Origin of the sequence: Fictibacillus sp. 23RED33, assembly GCF_015903925.1 — a bacterium.
GTDB classification, from domain to species: domain Bacteria; phylum Bacillota; class Bacilli; order Bacillales; family Fictibacillaceae; genus Fictibacillus; species Fictibacillus phosphorivorans.
Genome location: NZ_JACZDX010000006.1, coordinates 200,706 through 219,052, shown reverse-complemented (window position 1 = coordinate 219,052; position 18,347 = coordinate 200,706). Strand labels below are relative to the sequence as shown.

General features: G+C 41.5%; 16 protein-coding genes. 8 read left to right on the top strand and 8 right to left on the bottom strand.

Annotated elements, in window-relative coordinates:
* Positions 1–214: 214 nt before the first annotated feature.
* From IHV09_RS18145 to dnaA, 8 genes are all read right to left on the bottom strand, one after another.
* Positions 215–1,333: an HD-GYP domain-containing protein gene (locus tag IHV09_RS18145; RefSeq protein ID WP_197265131.1), complete on the bottom strand. Its 1,119-nt coding sequence runs from the start codon at positions 1,331–1,333 to the stop codon at positions 215–217.
* A 90-nt stretch (positions 1,334–1,423) separates the two neighbouring features.
* Positions 1,424–3,976: a DNA gyrase subunit A gene (gyrA, locus tag IHV09_RS18140; RefSeq protein ID WP_197132722.1), complete on the bottom strand. Its 2,553-nt coding sequence runs from the start codon at positions 3,974–3,976 to the stop codon at positions 1,424–1,426.
* Positions 3,977–4,162: 186 nt separating this feature from the next.
* The gene (gyrB, locus tag IHV09_RS18135) at positions 4,163–6,109 is read right to left on the bottom strand and encodes a DNA topoisomerase (ATP-hydrolyzing) subunit B (RefSeq protein ID WP_197132725.1); all 1,947 of its coding nucleotides are present in this window, start codon (positions 6,107–6,109) and stop codon (positions 4,163–4,165) included.
* Between the two features lie 32 nt (positions 6,110–6,141).
* Complete coding sequence (gene remB, locus IHV09_RS18130; RefSeq protein ID WP_066399572.1) at positions 6,142–6,411, bottom strand: extracellular matrix regulator RemB; 270 nt, start codon at positions 6,409–6,411, stop codon at positions 6,142–6,144.
* A 10-nt stretch (positions 6,412–6,421) separates the two neighbouring features.
* The gene (gene recF, locus IHV09_RS18125) at positions 6,422–7,543 is read right to left on the bottom strand and encodes a DNA replication/repair protein RecF (protein ID WP_191755494.1); all 1,122 of its coding nucleotides are present in this window, start codon (positions 7,541–7,543) and stop codon (positions 6,422–6,424) included.
* An 11-nt stretch (positions 7,544–7,554) separates the two neighbouring features.
* Complete coding sequence (yaaA, locus tag IHV09_RS18120) at positions 7,555–7,770, bottom strand: S4 domain-containing protein YaaA (protein ID WP_066399568.1); 216 nt, start codon at positions 7,768–7,770, stop codon at positions 7,555–7,557.
* Between the two features lie 314 nt (positions 7,771–8,084).
* Positions 8,085–9,227, bottom strand: a complete 1,143-nt coding sequence (gene dnaN / locus IHV09_RS18115) for a DNA polymerase III subunit beta (RefSeq protein ID WP_197190318.1) — start codon at positions 9,225–9,227, stop codon at positions 8,085–8,087.
* Between the two features lie 171 nt (positions 9,228–9,398).
* A complete protein-coding gene (gene dnaA, locus IHV09_RS18110; RefSeq protein ID WP_066399562.1) occupies positions 9,399–10,754 on the bottom strand; it encodes a chromosomal replication initiator protein DnaA in 1,356 nt (451 codons plus the stop codon).
* Between the two features lie 887 nt (positions 10,755–11,641).
* Here dnaA and rpmH point away from each other — a divergent pair.
* From rpmH to rsmG, 8 genes are all read left to right on the top strand, one after another.
* Positions 11,642–11,776 (top strand): 50S ribosomal protein L34, encoded by a 135-nt coding sequence (gene rpmH / locus IHV09_RS18105; protein ID WP_007201576.1) that lies wholly within the window; start codon positions 11,642–11,644, stop codon positions 11,774–11,776.
* Positions 11,777–11,966: 190 nt separating this feature from the next.
* Complete coding sequence (gene rnpA / locus IHV09_RS18100; protein WP_066399560.1) at positions 11,967–12,314, top strand: ribonuclease P protein component; 348 nt, start codon at positions 11,967–11,969, stop codon at positions 12,312–12,314.
* 4 nt (positions 12,315–12,318) lie between these two features.
* Positions 12,319–12,546: a membrane protein insertion efficiency factor YidD gene (gene yidD, locus IHV09_RS18095; protein ID WP_082861542.1), complete on the top strand. Its 228-nt coding sequence runs from the start codon at positions 12,319–12,321 to the stop codon at positions 12,544–12,546.
* 37 nt (positions 12,547–12,583) lie between these two features.
* Entirely contained in the window at positions 12,584–13,357 is a 774-nt protein-coding gene (spoIIIJ, locus tag IHV09_RS18090; RefSeq protein WP_197190316.1) for a YidC family membrane integrase SpoIIIJ, read from the top strand.
* Positions 13,354–13,986 carry an RNA-binding cell elongation regulator Jag/EloR gene (gene jag, locus IHV09_RS18085; protein WP_197132735.1) on the top strand — a complete coding sequence of 211 codons (633 nt, stop codon included), beginning with the start codon at positions 13,354–13,356 and terminating at the stop codon, positions 13,984–13,986. Before spoIIIJ ends, jag begins: the two co-directional genes overlap by 4 nt.
* Positions 13,987–14,260: 274 nt before the next feature.
* Positions 14,261–15,637: a tRNA uridine-5-carboxymethylaminomethyl(34) synthesis GTPase MnmE gene (gene mnmE / locus IHV09_RS18080; protein WP_197265130.1), complete on the top strand. Its 1,377-nt coding sequence runs from the start codon at positions 14,261–14,263 to the stop codon at positions 15,635–15,637.
* A gap of 18 nt (positions 15,638–15,655) precedes the next feature.
* Positions 15,656–17,542: a tRNA uridine-5-carboxymethylaminomethyl(34) synthesis enzyme MnmG gene (mnmG, locus tag IHV09_RS18075; protein ID WP_197132739.1), complete on the top strand. Its 1,887-nt coding sequence runs from the start codon at positions 15,656–15,658 to the stop codon at positions 17,540–17,542.
* A 20-nt stretch (positions 17,543–17,562) separates the two neighbouring features.
* Complete coding sequence (rsmG, locus tag IHV09_RS18070; RefSeq protein ID WP_197132740.1) at positions 17,563–18,279, top strand: 16S rRNA (guanine(527)-N(7))-methyltransferase RsmG; 717 nt, start codon at positions 17,563–17,565, stop codon at positions 18,277–18,279.
* The last annotated feature ends 68 nt before the right edge of the window (positions 18,280–18,347 follow it).

Sequence of the window (18,347 nt, the reverse complement as noted above, 5' to 3'; positions counted from 1 at the left end):
GTGTGTTTCGTGCGCCGTTTTGTTTTGGCGACTTTAATAATATATCACGCTGAAGCACTAGAGTCAATAGCTTTCTTTAACTTTTTTTAAAAACATTTCATTGTGAAACATTTCATCGTGCTAACAGTTTATATTGTGCTGTTTCTGAGACAGCTTGATTAGTTTACCACGGTTACCAACCCATGGCAATACCTAAATTTAAAAAGCTTCTATCCTAAGATAAAAGCTCTTCTATAAAGAGATCGTTGCGGTTTTTTAGTGCGATGATATCACCGTTTGTTTCTAACTTGATCATTGGTCGTGTCGGTTGGCTTTCTTCTATAAAGACGATCTCACCGATATCATAGTTTGTAAGTCTAACACGGCTGCCCACTGATAAGGTGGAAAGACCCGCTATCATAGCTTGCATAACTTGATGATCAAATTTCCCAAACTGATCTTTCATCATCATCTCAAGCACTTTAAAAGGAGACTGCTTGCTTCGATATGGTCGTTCGGCAGTCATGGCTAAGTAAACATCAGCAACTGCTAGAACTTTACTAAATGGATGAAGCTTGTTTCCTTGTACTTTTAAAGGATAGCCTGACCCATCTGTTCGTTCGTGATGTTGAAGGACACCGAGAAGAACACCTTCTTTAATAGAGGGAATCTTTTTCAACATGTTGTAGCCTTGAATCGTGTGTTTCTTCACTTCATCAAATTCAGCTGTCGTTAATGACCCGCTCTTTTTTAATAACGTAGGCTGGACTTTTGCCATGCCGCAATCGGACAACACGCCTGCTAGGCCGATCTGTATGCAATCTCCGCTAGAGAAGTTTAACTTTTTAGCCAGGAACGTGCTAAGGATGCCTACTGCTATTGAATGGTGGTACATATAATCAGCACTCGTAGCGTAGTGGTGTAGCAAGAGGATCTCTTTCGGTACACTCGATCCTTTCTCTAATACAGGAAGAACACTTTGACGTACTTCGAGCATATCGACCCCACTGCCAGATTGCCAGTTTGTAAACAATTGCTTATAACGTTTTACCGTTTGCATGTATAGCGCTGGAAAAGAAAGCTCTTCTTTTTGAGCCACTTGGGTATGTATTTGTTCTTCAGATATCGTCGCATCACTTCTATGATTCAGTGAATCTTTTACTCCACGTGTTGTGTTCACACCGAAAGTTGACTCATTCAACACATCTATCTCTTCGATCTGAAAACGAGTAAGTACGCGCAGATGCTCAACATTCAATCTCGTGTTTTTATTGACGATCGGCTGATTAGTCATCGAGAAGACATCCTGAACCAGCATCTGCCCGGCCTTAGCTTGACTCGTTTTTATCTTCATACAAAAAAGCTCCTTTTATTTGGAAGGTCATAATTTTATTTTACATATAAAAAAGAGGAAAATGTAGATACATTTTCCTCTTTTTAGAAATTATTCGTTATTCTCTTCGTTTGTATCTGTTTCTGGAGCTGTTGTTTCTTCAGCAGGTGCTATTCCTTCTTCACCTTCTGTAATGATTGGGTTACCTTCTTCATCCAGCAACTCATCGGTTTCTTCTTCACGTTCTACAACAGCTACTGTTGCTACGTGATTCGTATCATTCATAGTCATCAATCTAACACCTTGAGTGTTTCGTCCCATTTGGGAGATGCCTGAGATGTTCATTCGAATGATGATTCCTTTTGCTGTAATGATCATAAGGTCTTCTTCGTCCGTTACAGTTTTAAGCGTAACAACCGGACCGTTCTTTTCAGTGATGTTTACCGTTTTGATCCCTTTACCACCACGTGACTGAAGACGGTATTCACTCATAGGTGTACGTTTTCCATAACCTCTATCTGTAACGATCAAGATATCTTGCGTCTCATCTAAGACTTCCATACCTACAACCGCATCGTCATCACCAAGAGTGATCGCTTTAACACCCGTTGCTGTTCTACCCATTGATCGAACATCTGTCTCTTGATAACGGATCGACATTCCTTGTTTCGTTCCGACGATGATATCTTTTGTTCCATCTGTTAAACGAACGCCCATCAGCTCATCTTCTTCACGAAGGTTTATCGCAAAAAGACCACCTTTACGGATGTTGCTATAAGCTGATAACGGAGATCGTTTCGTGATTCCTTGCTTCGTCATGAAGTTAAGGTAGATCTCATCACTTTCCATGTCTTCTACAGGTATTACAGCAGAGATCGTTTCACCTTGCTCGATCTGCAGCAAGTTGATGATCGGAATTCCTTTTGCTGTTCTGCCGTATTCAGGAATCTCGTAGCCTTTTAGCCTATAAGCCTTCCCTTTATTCGTGAAGAACAGGATGTAGTTGTGCGTATTTGTCGTAAACAACTGTTCAACAAAGTCATCCTCACTCGTGCCCATTCCTTGGATCCCTTTACCACCACGACGCTGTGAGCGGTAAGTAGAGATAGGAAGGCGCTTGATGTAGCCTTTGTTCGTTAATGTAATTACGATATTTGAACGAGGAATCAGATCTTCGTCTTCAATACTATTAAATCCTACAGAGATGATCGTGCGTCTAGGGTTGTCGTACTTCTCTTTGATCTCGATAAGCTCTGTACGAATGATCTCAAGAATTCTTTGTTCATCTGCAAGAATCGCTCTCAATTCCGTGATTAAAGCAACAAGATCATTGTATTCGTTCTCGATCTTGTCTCGCTCTAAACCTGTCAAACGCTGCAATCGCATATCTAAGATAGCTTGAGACTGCTCGTAGCTTAATTCAAACTTCTCCATTAAGCCTTCACGTGCAAGGTCCGTTGTTCTTGAAGCACGGATAAGTGCAATTACTTCATCTAGATGATCCAGTGCGATACGAAGACCTTCTAGGATATGAGCTCTTGCTTCTGCTTTTTTAAGATCAAATTCCGTACGGCGACGGATGATGACTTGCTGATGCTTCAGATAATGGTACAAACATTCTTTGATGTTAAGAACTTTTGGATGTCCATCAACAAGTGCAAGCATATTGATACCAAAGCTTGTCTGTAGTGCTGTCTGTTTATATAAATTATTTAAAATAACATTTGCATTCGCATCACGGCGTATCTCCATCACGATGCGCATACCGTTACGGTCAGACTCATCACGAAGATCCGTGATTCCTTCAATCTTTTTATCACGAACGAGCTCAGCGATCTTTTCGATCAAACGAGCTTTGTTTACTTGATAAGGAAGTTCCGTTACGATAATCGCTTGTTTTCCGCTAGGCATCTCTTCGATTTCAGCTTTTGCGCGGATAATGATAGAACCTCTTCCAGTTGTGTAAGCTTTGCGAATTCCTTCACGTCCTAGGATTTCACCTGCCGTTGGAAAGTCTGGGCCTGGAATAATTTCCATCAGTTCAGGAATCGTGATATCCGGATTTTCACTTACTGCTAAAATTCCATCGATGACTTCACCTAATTGATGCGGCGGAATGTTCGTTGCCATACCAACCGCGATCCCTGCAGCACCGTTAACGAGCAAGTTCGGAAAACGAGCAGGTAATACAACCGGTTCTTGTTCAGATCCATCATAGTTATCTTTGTAGCCGATCGTATCTTTGTTGATGTCTCGTACCATTTCCATGGCGATCTTAGACATACGTGCTTCTGTATAACGCATCGCTGCCGCTGCATCGCCGTCGACTGAACCAAAGTTACCGTGACCATCGATCAGCATGTGGCGGAAGTTGAAATCCTGTGCCATACGTACCATCGTATCGTATACAGCAGAGTCACCGTGAGGGTGGTACTTACCGATTACTTCACCAACGATACGAGCAGACTTTTTGTACGCTTTATCAGCCGTCATGCCAAGATCGTTCATCGCATAAAGGATACGTCTGTGAACAGGCTTTAATCCGTCACGCACATCTGGCAAAGCTCGGCTGACAATAACACTCATGGCATAATCCATGAACGATGCTTTCATTTCCGTACTAATATTAATTTCTTTAATCCGGGAACGTTCCATTTCAGACATTCATTTTACCTCCATAACCTCTTTAGAACAGGTTTTTAAAGCCCCCTAATTCGGCTCTTAAACGCACCGAAACTGGACCTTGTCCAGCTTCAGTATCTCTTATGTTCAGCTTTTGCAATGTTTACCGCTAAGCATTTTATATGATTATTTACTTTAAAGTAACTGCTTACCGCAAGCGTGCCTCACTTATATATCTAAGTTCGTCACATATTGTGCGTTTTCTTGGATAAAGTCACGGCGCGGTTCAACTTTGTCACCCATTAAGATATCGAACGTTTCATCAGCTGCCATCGCATCTTTCATTTCCACTTGCAGCAATGTACGTGTCTCTGGGTCCATTGTCGTTTCCCATAACTGAGATGGATTCATCTCACCTAGACCTTTATAACGCTGAAGCTGAGGCTTAGGCACTTGCGGAAGTTCAGCTAGCAACTTTTCAAGTTCTTTATCGTTGTAGGCATACTCTATACGTTTACCTTGCTGTATCTTATAAAGCGGAGGCTGTGCGATATAGATATAGCCGTGTTCAATAATCGGACGCATATATCTGAAAAAGAACGTTAGAAGCAACGTACGGATATGTGCACCATCGACATCGGCATCTGTCATGATGATGATCTTGTGATAACGTGCTTTTGTTATATCAAACTCATCACCGATTCCTGTTCCTAAAGCCGTGATGATTGCACGTACCTCGTTATTGGAAAGGATCTTATCTAGTCGTGCTTTTTCAACGTTGATAATCTTACCGCGAAGTGGCAAGATCGCTTGGAAATGACGGTCACGTCCTTGCTTTGCCGATCCACCGGCAGAGTCACCCTCAACCACATAGATCTCAGAGATGCTTGCATCTTTAGAAGAACAGTCTGCCAGTTTACCAGGCAGTGACGATACTTCTAACGCACTCTTACGTCGTGTTAGTTCACGTGCTTTTTTAGCAGCAACACGGGCACGTAGTGCCATCATCCCTTTTTCAACGATTGATTTCGCAACGACCGGATTCTCGAGCATGAAGGATGAAAACGTCTCTGAGAAGATAGATTCTGTAATCTGTCTTGCTTCAGAGTTTCCGAGCTTCGTTTTCGTTTGCCCTTCGAACTGAGGATCAGGGTGTTTGATCGAGATGATCGCTGTTAGTCCTTCACGAACGTCTTCACCTGTTAAGTTCGTATCATTGTCTTTGAACAGATTGTTCTTGCGTCCATAATCATTAATCACACGTGTTAGTGCTGTCTTAAACCCTGACTCGTGCGTACCGCCTTCATGTGTATTGATGTTGTTCGCGAACGAATAGATGTTGCTTGCGTAGCTGTCGTTGTATTGGAATGCGATCTCAACCGAGATGCCGTCCTTTTCCCCTTCAACGAAGATCGGTTCTTCATGCAGCACTTCACGTGTACGGTTGATGTGCTCTACATAAGATTTAATCCCGCCTTCATAGTGGTATTCCTTTACAACTGGCTCTTCACCACGTTTGTCTTCAGCAATGATACGAAGACCACGGTTTAAGTATGCCAGTTCACGAATACGGTTTGAAAGAGTAGGGAAATCATATTCTAATGATTCAGTAAAAATTTCAGGATCTGGTTTGAAGTGAGTACGAGTACCTGTTTTGTCAGTTTCGCCGATAACTTTGAGATCTGCAGTCGGCACGCCGCGCTCATAAGACTGATAATGCAGTTTCCCGTCACGAGATACGGTAACTTCAAGCATCGTAGACAAGGCATTAACAACTGAGGCACCAACACCATGCAGTCCGCCTGATACTTTATAACCTCCACCGCCAAACTTTCCTCCGGCATGGAGAACCGTCATGATAACTTCTAGAGCAGGTCTTCCCATTTTTTCATGCATACCTACTGGGATACCACGTCCGTTATCTACTACCGTGATGCTGTTGTCTTCTTCAATCGTAATTCGAATCGTGTCACAATGACCCGCTAAGGCTTCATCGATCGAGTTATCGACGATTTCCCATACAAGATGGTGAAGACCGCGTACGTTCGTAGCACCGATATACATCCCTGGACGTTTACGGACGGCTTCAAGACCTTCAAGTACCTGGATATTACTTTCATCATAATTTTGCTGTTGTTCTAACTGTTGTTCAGTCGTCAATTCGTTCACCTTCATTCCGGTTTAAAAACGCTTTATTTATAAAACCTTTATTTTATATTCCAGCCATTTTCAAGTTCGAGGCGATCAGAGGCTCTCTTTTTTAACGTAGAGGCAGAAAGAGGAGATAGATAGATCGTTTTATCTGTAATGATTACAGATTTTGCAGCATTTCCGCTTAAATCGGTCAGTGTCTGATTGTTCTCATGCTTTTTAAGAAACTCTAAAGCTAACTCAGAAGCCTTTAACGCATTGATATCCAATATCGCCAGCACATCTTTTGAATGAATAACTTCTTCATCACCTAAATGCAGAAGCAATGTCCTCACCTCATTTCAAACGTTCTATAGAGCCTGCGTGAACTTTGTATGTTGCGGCTTTCTCAAGTGTTTCGTGGTGTATCCCTTCCACACTAGTCGTTGTAACAAAGGTTTGTACTTTACCTTGAATCGTATTTAAAAGATGCGATTGTCTGAAATCGTCTAGTTCAGATAACACATCGTCCAACAATAGTATCGGGTATTCTCCGACTTCTGAATGAATCAGATCAATTTCAGCGAGCTTTAAAGAAAGAGCAGTCGTTCTTTGTTGTCCTTGAGATCCGAATGTCTGCACGTCTTTTCCGTTCACTGAAAAAAGCAGATCGTCCCGATGAGGACCAAATAAAGAAGTTCCTCGGTCAATCTCTTTTTCTTTTATTTTACCAAACTTTAGATGAAACGCTTCTATCATTTTCGACAAGTCGAGCTCATCGCATACCTCTATAGTTGGTTTGTAATGAATTTTTAGAGTTTCCAATCCTCTCGATATCCCGTGGTGGATCGGTTCTGCCCAACTTTGAAGCTTTTCCATGTATTTCATACGTTTCAACGTCACTCTGGCTGCTTTATCAATAAGCTGTTCTGTTAAGATCTCGAGCATCGTCATGTTTTGCTGACTTTTGTTGCGATACATCTCTCTTAATAAAGAGTTTCGCTGAGATAAAATCTTTTGGTACACAGAAAGGTCATTTAAATAAACCGCGTTAACCTGTCCGATTTCCATGTCAATAAAACGACGACGCACCTGTGGACTGCCTTTTACAAGATTAAGATCCTCAGGTGCAAACATAACCACATTTAGATGTCCAACGTAATCGGTTAACCGTCGTTGTTCAATGCGGCTGATTTTCGCTTTTTTTCCTTTTTGTGAGATGACGAGACTTAAATCAAAAGAACTGTTTCTCTTTTTGATGCTACCCTCTATTTTAGCATATTCTTCGTCCCAAGATATCAACTCTTTATCTTTTGCTGTTCGATATGATCTTGCCATGGCCAAAACATAGATGGATTCCATGACATTTGTTTTTCCTTGTGCATTCTCACCTAGAAAAACATTGACCTTATTCTCGAATTCCAGAGATTGTTCTTTATAGTTTCTGTAATTCCTAAGCTGAAGCTTTTCAATATGCAAAGGGATACCCCCTATTCCGTTGTTACCTTGAACTCTCCTACTTCTGGAATGGACACGACATCACCCGCATATAGTTTCTTACCTCGGCGTGTTTCATGTTCTCCGTTCACAAGAACTTCATGTTCTGCTAAATACCATTTTACCATTCCTCCCGATTGGATGACATCGGTAGTTTTCAACAGTTGTTGAAGGGTGATGAATTCAGTGTTGATCTTTACGTTTTCCATTTTAAAAAAACCTCCTGGTTGTATATGAAAAGTTGATCTGCGTTCCAGGTTGCTCGCTTTCCGCGGGGCAGGCGGTGAGCCACTTGCCGCTATGCGACATTAAGTGTCTCACCTGACCGCTTGTCCCGCAGGAGTCTCGCACCTTCCACTACGATCAATACTCGATGATGTGAAATAAACAAAATTCAAAAATAAAATTCATAAAATCTGTTGTGAAAATATTAGTAAAAACATCTCACTCTTACTAGTTTCTCCAAAAAACGTTGGACTTAGAAAGAAAAGAAAGCCACCGGTGATTCCGGCAGCTTTATATTTTAGTAAGTTCTTACAGGCAAGATTAATTGGCGGATCGAATCGTCTGATACGGGTTGGATAAGAAACGGTCTCATCGCACCTGTAAACAGGATGCTGATCTCCGTGCAATCCATCACTTTTAGAGCTTCCATCACATATTTTGCGTTGAATGAGATTTTCAGCTCTTCTCCCTCAATCTCCTCTGCGATCATGTGTTCAAATACTTTACCGATTTCTGGAGAATTTGAAGAAAGTTCGATTGTTTGGTTATCGAGTGTTGCTAGTTTCACGACGTTGTTTCTTCCTTCTCTAGCTAATAAAGAAGCACGGTCGATCGCTTGTAAGAATTCCTTCGTCTTCAACACGAATGTAGTCTTGCTCTCTGAAGGAATCAGTTTTGAAGTATCCGGATAGTTACCGTCTAATAATCTTGAGAACAATAAGATGTTTTTAGCTTTGAACAAGATCTGATTGTTCGTTACAACGATTTGAACCTTTTCAGCATTCTCATCAAGAATCTTTGAAAGTTCGTTCAAGCTCTTTCCAGGAATCACGACGTTCTGGAAGGAAAGCTCTTCACTTTGAGAATCGATCGGCATTTTTCGTTCAGCCAAGCGATGACTATCTGTTGCAATACAGTTTAGAACACCGTCAGTTAACGTCCAGTTAACACCTGTTAGGATAGGGCGTGTTTCTGAGGTGGACACCGCGAAGACAGTTTGGCGAATCATTGCTCTCAACAGATCACTTTGGATCTCAAAGACTAAGTTCTCTTCGATCTGCGGTAATCTAGGGTATTCTTCAGGATCTAATCCTAAAAGGCTGAATTCAGAAGCGCCTGAACGAAGAGTCGTTTCAAATCGCTCACCTACTTCAATCTCAACAGAATCGTTCGGAAGTTTTTTAACGATCTCTGAAAAATAACGAGCTGGAAGTACAACACTTCCTTCTTGCTTCACTTCGATATGTACAAGATCTCCTTCTTCAACCGGTATCAGTCGTTCAATTGAAATATCAGAATCACTACCAGTCAGATGAACACCGTCATATGTTACTTCCATCTTGATTCCCGTAAGAATCGGAATTGTTGTTCTTGAAGATACAGCTTTCATTACATCTTGAACAGCTTCGATCAACTGGTTTAATTGAATCTTAACTTTCATTATTTTGCCCCCCTGATATTTATTAAAATCTTTTAAAAAAATAGTAGTAATAGTACTAGGCGCTGTGAATGTGTGGATAACCCTAGAAAACAAAGATAGAACAGCCTATCCACATGTGGACAGACTGTGTATAAAGTAACTGCAGTTATTCACAGTATTCAGTGCGCTTATTTAATTCGATTTAAGCTGATCGTGAATTTCTTGCACTTTTCTTTGCAAAACATGATCTGTAATCAGCATAGTAGAGATCTTTTCATGAGCATGAAGAACCGTTGTATGGTCTCGACCACCAAATTCTTCACCAATCTTAGGTAAAGAATTATCTGTTAGTTCACGTGAAAGATACATCGCGATCTGTCTAGGAAAAGCTACAGACTTTGTTCGTTTCTTCGCTGTGAAATCTTCTAACTTCACATTGTAATGCTTGCCAACTACTTCTTGTATATGATGAATGGTCAATGTTCTTGGCTTTGCAGAAGGAATAATATCGCGAAGTGCTTCTGCTGCAAGATCTGCATTCATATCTTGGTTAATGAGAGATGAATAAGCGACAACGCGAATGAGTGCTCCTTCTAACTCTCTAATGTTCGTATCGATCTGATTCGCTATATAAAGCATCACTTCGTTTGGAATATCAAGGCCTTCTGCTTTTGCTTTTTTCCGCAAGATTGCGATACGCGTTTCTAAGTCAGGAGGTGTGATATCCGTAATAAGTCCCCATTCAAAGCGGGAACGAAGTCTGTCTTCTAATGTCGGAATCTCTTTTGGAGGTCGATCACTAGAGATGACAATCTGCTTACTTTCTTCATGAAGTGCATTAAACGTATGGAAAAATTCCTCTTGCGTTTGTTCTTTTCCTGCAAGGAACTGAATATCATCTATTAAAAGCACGTCCACACTGCGAAATTTGTTGCGGAACTCAACCGTTTTATTGTCACGAATCGAGTTGATGAACTCGTTCGTAAATTTTTCGGAGGATAGGTATACGACCTTCGCCCCAGGATTATGTTCCAATACATAATGGCCGATCGCATGCATTAAATGCGTTTTTCCTAATCCAACGCCCCCATAAATAAATAGCGGGTTATAAGCTTTTGCTGGTGCTTCAGCAACAGCTAATGATGCGGCATGAGCAAAACGGTTTCCTGAACCGATAACGAATCGGTCAAATGTATATTTTGGATTCAACATACTTTGAGAAACTTCTTCGTGAGGCTCGTTTGCTGCTTTTGGGGCTTTTTTCATGGAAAGTTCCAGATCTAAGTCTAGTTCTGTCTGATTTTGTGGAATGATGAACTTTACGTCAAGTGCTGCTCCTGTTACGTCCAGCAGCGTTTCAGAAATGATACCTGCATATCTGGATTCCAGCCAGTCACGGGCAAACTCATTTGGCGCAGTAATGACGAGCGTATCATTTTGTAAAGCATGTGCCGTTGTTGATTTTAACCAAGTCTCAAAGCTAGGCTTACTGACTTTTGTTTCGATCGCAGCAAGTGCTTTGGACCATAGGTCGTTTATGTTTTCCAACCAATTTACCCCCCTTATCTCTTTCGAATCATCCTATTTCAGCAGTCATTTCCCTGTTGTATAAGAATTGTACACCCAGTGAATACCTATGAATAAAAATAAAAAGTCCACACCTTATGTGAATGATAATTAATATAGTAGATAATAGGATTATGAACAGTAAAACCATGTCTGTGGACAACCTTTATAACAGCTTTTGATAACTGTCCACAAGTTTATCCACAGGTTGTGAATAACTTTATTAGCAGTGCAGGTTGTTAACGAGTTAAAACACAACAAGCATATCAAAAATAATCAGGCTTGGCAACGAGTTATTGTTACTTATCCACAACGCCCATACCTTGTGTAGAAAAGTTGTCCACAACACTAGATTTTGTGTAAAACGTGTCGATAATTGGTGTGGATAATGAAAAGTATGTCGAAAAAATGTCCACAGGTTAGGTCATGAAGATTTTGGTGAAGCTTGTAGAAGGATCATATGGAGATATAGTTGTCCTGTGATAATTGGGAAGCTGCGGTGAATCGTTAGCTCTGCAAACTTTGGTTTGATTCTAAAAGAGTGTTTTGTTTCTATTTACTTCGTTGGTTTGTTGATTGGAATGGAAGGTGCGAGACTCCTGCGGGACAAGCGGTCAGGTGAGACACTTAAGGGCGCAAAGCGGCAAGTGGCTCACCGCCTGCCCCGCGGAAAGCGAGCAGCCTGGAATGGAAATCAACTACTTTCAAGAACTTCACTAGCATTTCGAAACAGAGATCATCACTTTCAAGGGCAAAAAACTTGCAAAAAAACACAAACTTAAAATCCAGCTTGACAAATTTATGGGTCAGTCATTATACTTTATTAGACTGTCTTTTATAAGAGATATCCTCAGGGAGGTGTAATATACATGAAACCTACATTTCAACCAAACAACCGTAAGCGTAAGAAGGTACATGGTTTCCGTGCACGTATGGCTACTAAGAACGGTCGTAAAGTTCTAGCTCGCCGTCGTCAAAAGGGAAGAAAAGTGTTATCCGCATAGGCCACTGACATCAGTGGTCTTTTTTTACTTTTATAGAGAGAATTTTGCTCACTCCGAGTCCGTATTTTCTGTACGATGTCGTTTTTTCGAAGTAAAAGGTTTTATATGAACGAAACAGGCCGATACTGGGTGATGATCGAAACAAAAAGACTTTGGAATGAGATTGCATAATTGATGGAGTGTTAAATGAATGAAGAAAGAACAACGCATCAAAAAAAATGAGGAATTTCAAGAAGTCTTCAAAAAAGGAAAATCAACGGCTAATCGCCAATTTGTAATATACAGTTTAAGAAAAGAAGATCAGCCTGTTTTTCGCATCGGTCTTTCTGTCAGCAAGAAAGTTGGAAAAGCTGTTACGAGAAACAGAATTAAACGATCGGTTAAAGAAATCTTCCATAAATATAGTGAACAGCTACTTTCAGGCAGGGATTACGTGGTTATCGCGAGAATACCTACTGCTAATATGGACTTTCACGAGATGGAAAAAAGTCTGCTTCATGTTTTGAACAGAGCGAACGTTTTAAAAAAGAGGGTGTAAAAAAATGAGATCCTTATTTATAGGGATTATTCGTTTTTACCAGCTATGGATTTCCCCGCTAACACCGCCTTCATGCCGCTTTTATCCGACCTGCTCGCATTACGGTATAGAAGCTTTCAGGCGTCACGGTGTATTTAAAGGAATGTGGCTAACTTTTGTCAGAATTTCAAAGTGCCATCCTTTTCATCCCGGAGGCGTTGACCTCGTGCCTGAAAAAAGGGACAATAAATAATTGAGATAAGATTTATGATTTTAAGGAGGATAAGAGTGTGCGTAAGAAAATAGGTTTACTGATTGCCCTTTTCGCACTCATGGCTGTCCTATCTGGATGTGGATCGATGAATGATCCCATTACTAGTGACAGCACTGGAATTTGGGACACATATTTTGTATATCCGTTATCATGGTTGATCACATACTTTGCGACCTTAACTGGTGACAACTACGGATTAGCGATCATTATCGTAACATTGATCATCCGTACAGCGCTTCTTCCATTAATGATTAAGCAAACACGCAGTTCTAAAGCGATGCAAGAGATCCAACCTGAAATTCAAAAGCTTCGTGAAAAGTACAAGTCGAAAGATGCGAACACTCAACAGAAGTTACAGCAAGAAACAATGGCGTTATTCCAGAAGAACGGAGTTAACCCGCTTGCTGGATGTTTACCTTTATTGATTCAAATGCCGATTCTTTTAGGTTTTTACCATGCGATTATGCGTACGGGTGAAATCGCAAACCATAATTTCCTTTGGTTTGACTTAGGAGATCCGGATCCATTTTATATCTTACCGTTAGTAGCCGGTATAACGACATTCTTACAACAGAAGATCATGATGGGCGGCATGGACAACCCAAATCCGCAGATGAAGATGCTTTTATACATCATGCCAGTTATGATCGTTGTATTTGCGATTAATTTCCCAGCTGCACTATCTCTATATTGGGTGATCGGTAACATATTCATGATCGGACAGACATATTTCATTACGACCCCAATGAAAAAGAAAGAAAACCAAGTTGATGGGGGAGCTAAAAAGTGAAAAAGGTACAGGTAACAGGGAAAACGGTTGAAGAAGCAGTAGCAGCAGCACTAGAACAACTTCAGACTTCAAAAGATCAAGTAGAGATATCCGTTCTTGAAGATTCCAAAAAAGGTTTCTTTGGACTTGGCGGGAAGCCAGCAGTTGTTGAAGTAACAGTGAAAGCTGATCCTGTTAAATCCGCGATCGACTACCTTAAGGATGTTACATCCAAAATGGGAGTGCCCGTTACCATCACACAGCGACAGGAAAATGATCATCTTGTGCTGGATTTATCCGGTGACAAAATTGCGATTTTAATTGGAAAACGTGGACAAACGCTTAATGCGCTTCAGCTTTTAACGAATATGGTTGCAAATTCTGATCCTGCAAGCAAGCATGTGAAAATTGTGCTTGATGCTGAAAACTATCGTACCAGAAGACAGGAATCACTCGAGCGATTAGCTGAGCATTCTGCACAAAAGGTATTTTTTACGAAGAAAAGCTTTGCTTTTGAGCCGATGCCTGCTAATGAACGAAAAGTGATTCATTTAGCACTCAAAGAAAACAGAGATGTTGAGACTACGTCTGAAGGGGTAGAACCTTTTCGTAAAGTCGTTATCCGTCCAACATCCTCAAGCAAAAGATAAAAAAGCTTCAGAGGTTTATCCTCTGGAGCTTTTTGTTTGCGTCATCTAATAGCTACTAATCTTAAGTTAATGGCACGAGCACATTTAAACTCGTTTTAAGGCTTGATTTCAGCCACGTTTTCTTTACTGTGAGCACATTATGCGATACACTATTTTTTATTGTGGATATTTATGTCCATTTTTACTAAAACCTTATCACAGTAAGTATTTAAGGCCATACTAAAGGTAATTTATATAGAGCGAAAGTAAAGAGGAAAGCCGAGGTGAAACAACAATGGAATTTGATACGATCACAGCGATCTCTACTCCGATGGGAGAAGGTGCGATTGCGATCGTTCGTTTGAGCGGACCTGACGCAGTAGCCATTGCAGATAAAGTGTACAGCGGGACAAAACGTCTCTCTGAAGTTGATACACATACGATTCATTACGGAAAATTGATTGATCCGAAACTCGATCAAGCGGTAGAAGAAGTGATGATCAGCGTCATGCGTGCACCACGAACGTTTACGCGGGAAGATGTTGTTGAGATCAACTGTCATGGAGGGTTAGTTTCTGTGAACAGAGTTCTTCAATTGATTCTTCAGCAGGGAGCGCGCTTAGCTGAACCAGGAGAATTCACGAAGCGAGCATTCTTAAACGGCAGGATTGATCTATCTCAAGCGGAAGCGGTCATGGATTTGATCCGTGCGAAGACAGACCGTGCGATGAACGTAGCCCTCAACCAGATGGAAGGCCGTTTATCTTCACTCGTTATGCGTCTTCGACAAACGTTATTAGAAACAATCGCCCATGTAGAAGTGAACATCGATTATCCAGAGTATGATGCAGAAGAGATGACTCATTCTTTATTGAACAACAACCTTTTGACTGTAAAAAAAGAAGTGGAATCGATACTGCAGACGGCAAGTCAAGGGAAGATCCTTCGTGAAGGGTTGTCTACGGCGATCATCGGAAGACCGAACGTAGGTAAGTCCTCACTCATGAACGCACTCGTTCATGAGAATAAAGCGATCGTAACCGATATTGCGGGAACAACACGTGACGTTATTGAAGAGTACGTGAACGTTAGAGGTGTTCCTTTAAGACTCGTTGACACAGCAGGGATTCGTGAGACGGAAGACATCGTTGAAAAGATCGGTGTTGAAAAATCACGTAAAGTATTAAAAGAAGCAGATCTCATTCTGCTAGTTATCAATGGGAATGAAGAGCTCTCACTTGAAGATGAGAACTTGTTCCGTGCAGCTGCAGGACTCGATAAGATCGTCATTATCAATAAAACAGATCTTGAACTGAAAGCAGATATGAATCGAATAAAGGAACTATCAGAGAATTCACCCGTTATCTCAACATCTTTAGTAAAAGAAGAGGGAATCGATGAATTAGAGCAAGCGATCGCAAACCTGTTCTTTGCAGGCGGAATTGAAGCTAATGACTTAACATACGTATCCAACTCAAGGCACATCGCACTTCTGCAGCAGACGATTCATCATATTGATGAGGCGCTCGGCGGCATTGAGGCGGATCTACCTATTGATATGGTACAGATCGATATAACAAGAGCTTGGGAGATACTCGGAGAAATCATAGGAGACACGGTTTCAGAGAGTCTGATCGACCAATTGTTCTCTCAATTCTGTTTAGGAAAATAAAAAAAGGAGGAAAAAACGATGGGATATAAAGCAGATACGTTTGATGTGATCGTTGTTGGTGCTGGACATGCCGGGGTTGAAGCTGCACTAGCTTCTGCTCGTATGGGCGCTAAAACCTTATGTCTAACATTGAATCTAGATACAGTCGCCTATATGCCGTGTAATCCGTCAGTAGGCGGACCAGCTAAAGGGATCGTCGTTCGTGAAGTTGACGCACTTGGCGGAGAGATGGCACGCAACATCGACAAAACACACATTCAAATGCGTATGCTGAACACAGGTAAAGGGCCAGCGGTACGTGCACTGCGCGCGCAAGCAGATAAATACCTGTATCAGCATGAAATGAAAAAAACGATGGAAAACACAGAGAACCTTACGTTACGTCAAGGGATGGTAGAGCGTCTGATCATCGAAGACGGCGTATGTAGAGGTGTTATCACAAAAACCGGAGCGGAGTATGCGGCAAAAGCGGTCGTACTAACAACCGGAACGTACTTAAGAGGGAAGATCATCATCGGAGAGCTCGCATATGAGAGCGGACCGAACAATATGGCTCCTTCAATCAACTTGTCTTATCATCTGCAAGAGTTAGGCTTTGATATGGTGCGTTTTAAAACAGGAACACCGCCGCGCGTTAATAGCAAGACGATTGATTATTCAAAAACAGAAATTCAGCCTGGTGACGATGTACCTCGTGCTTTTTCTTATGAAACAACCGAGTACATCACAGATCAGCTTCCTTGCTGGTTAACGTATACAGGTGACGAAACGCATCAGTTGATCAACGGAAACCTTCATCGTTCACCGATGTATTCAGGAATGATCGAAGGTACTGGACCAAGATATTGTCCTTCCATCGAGGATAAAATTGTACGGTTCAATGATAAGCCAAGACATCAGATCTTCTTAGAGCCAGAAGGACGCAACACGGAAGAAGTATACGTTCAAGGTCTTTCAACAAGTCTTCCGGAAGATGTACAGAAGCGAATTTTAGCAACGATTCCTGGTCTTGAAAAAGCAGAATTGATGCGTGCAGGATATGCGATTGAGTATGACGCGATCGTTCCCACACAACTTTGGCCATCTCTTGAGACGAAGCGCGTGAACGGTTTGTTTACAGCAGGGCAGCTGAACGGAACGAGCGGATATGAAGAAGCAGCGGGACAAGGACTCATGGCGGGAATCAATGCTGCGTTAAAAGTTCAAGATAAAGAGCCACTTGTGCTTGATCGTTCTGAAGCGTACATCGGAGTATTGATCGACGATTTGATCACAAAAGGAACGAACGAACCGTATCGCCTTCTAACATCACGTGCGGAGTACCGTTTACTGCTTAGACACGACAACGCAGATCTGCGCTTAACGAAAAAAGGTCATGAAATCGGACTGATACCAGAAGATCGTTACGAACGCTTTGTAGAGAAGAAAGCATTAATTGCGCAGGAAATAGACCGACTCGAGCATGTTTCGATCAAACCGAACGAAATCGTGCAGCAAGTTCTTGCAGAGTCACAATCGACTCCGTTAAAAGAACCAATGTCGGCAGCTAGCTTGTTAAAGCGCCCTGAGATCACATATCCGGTCATTCATAAACTCGTACCAGCAGAAACTGCCTTACCGGAGACGGTGATGGAGCAGGTTGAGATTCAGGTGAAATATGCAGGATATATCGATAAACAGCTCGCGCAAGTAGAAAAGATGCGCAAGATGGAAAATAAAAAGCTTCCTGTAGATCTTGATTACATGGCGATCAACGGACTAGCTACAGAAGCAAAACAAAAACTTCACGAAGTTCGGCCTCTTTCTGTCGGGCAGGCATCACGTGTATCAGGGGTAAACCCAGCAGATATCTCTATTCTGTTGATTTATCTCGAACAAGGTAAACTGGCGAAGATCGCCCGTTGAGGGGGAGGAACGTGAAAATCATGAATATAGAATTGTTTCAAACTTCCTTAAAAGAAAAGGGAGTCGAATTATCAGAAAAGCAGCTATCACAGTTCGAAACGTATTATAACCTGCTCGTTGAGTGGAACGAAAAAATGAATCTTACAGCGATCACAGAAAAAGAAGAAGTGTATTTGAAACACTTTTATGATTCTGTGACGGCAGGTTTTTATTTTAATTTCAAGCAAGACATTACGGTGTGTGACGTTGGAGCTGGAGCTGGGTTTCCAGCCATACCACTAAAGATTGCATTTCCAGAGATCAAGCTAACAGTCGTTGATTCTCTGAATAAACGCATTGGTTTTTTACAGCACGTAGTAGATGAACTTGGTTTGGAGGATGTTTCTCTGTATCATGACCGTGCAGAAACATTTGCGCACCGTCCAGAGTTTAGACAGACGTTCGATCTTGTGACGGCTCGTGCGGTTGCTAGACTGTCTGTTCTATCTGAACTTTGTTTACCACTCGTGAAAATTGGTGGGCACTTCTTGGGAATGAAAGGTGCTAACCTTCCTGAAGAAGTGAGAGACGGAGAAAAAGCAGTCAAACTTTTAGGCGGCAGAGTTAAAGATATTCATTCGTTCGTATTGCCGATCGAGGAGAGCGAACGCAATATCATTGTGATTGATAAAGTAAAAGAAACACCAAAGAAGTTTCCTCGTAAACCAGGAACGCCAAACAAATCTCCTATTTCATAATCTGATGCTGTGTTTCTATGTGAAACACAGCTGTTACATAAAAGAAAGATTTTTACAGACTTGCAGGA

Coding starts and splice junctions, on each gene's coding strand:
- IHV09_RS18145 (WP_197265131.1), bottom strand. CDS start 1,333: ATGAAGATAAAAACGAGTCAAGCTAAGGCCGGGCAGATGCTGGTTCAG.
- gyrA (WP_197132722.1), bottom strand. CDS start 3,976: ATGTCTGAAATGGAACGTTCCCGGATTAAAGAAATTAATATTAGTACG.
- gyrB (WP_197132725.1), bottom strand. CDS start 6,109: ATGAAGGTGAACGAATTGACGACTGAACAACAGTTAGAACAACAGCAA.
- yaaA (WP_066399568.1), bottom strand. CDS start 7,770: ATGGAAAACGTAAAGATCAACACTGAATTCATCACCCTTCAACAACTG.
- dnaN (WP_197190318.1), bottom strand. CDS start 9,227: ATGAAAGTTAAGATTCAATTAAACCAGTTGATCGAAGCTGTTCAAGAT.
- rpmH (WP_007201576.1), top strand. CDS start 11,642: ATGAAACCTACATTTCAACCAAACAACCGTAAGCGTAAGAAGGTACAT.
- rnpA (WP_066399560.1), top strand. CDS start 11,967: ATGAAGAAAGAACAACGCATCAAAAAAAATGAGGAATTTCAAGAAGTC.
- yidD (WP_082861542.1), top strand. CDS start 12,319: ATGAGATCCTTATTTATAGGGATTATTCGTTTTTACCAGCTATGGATT.
- mnmE (WP_197265130.1), top strand. CDS start 14,261: ATGGAATTTGATACGATCACAGCGATCTCTACTCCGATGGGAGAAGGT.
- mnmG (WP_197132739.1), top strand. CDS start 15,656: ATGGGATATAAAGCAGATACGTTTGATGTGATCGTTGTTGGTGCTGGA.
- rsmG (WP_197132740.1), top strand. CDS start 17,563: ATGAATATAGAATTGTTTCAAACTTCCTTAAAAGAAAAGGGAGTCGAA.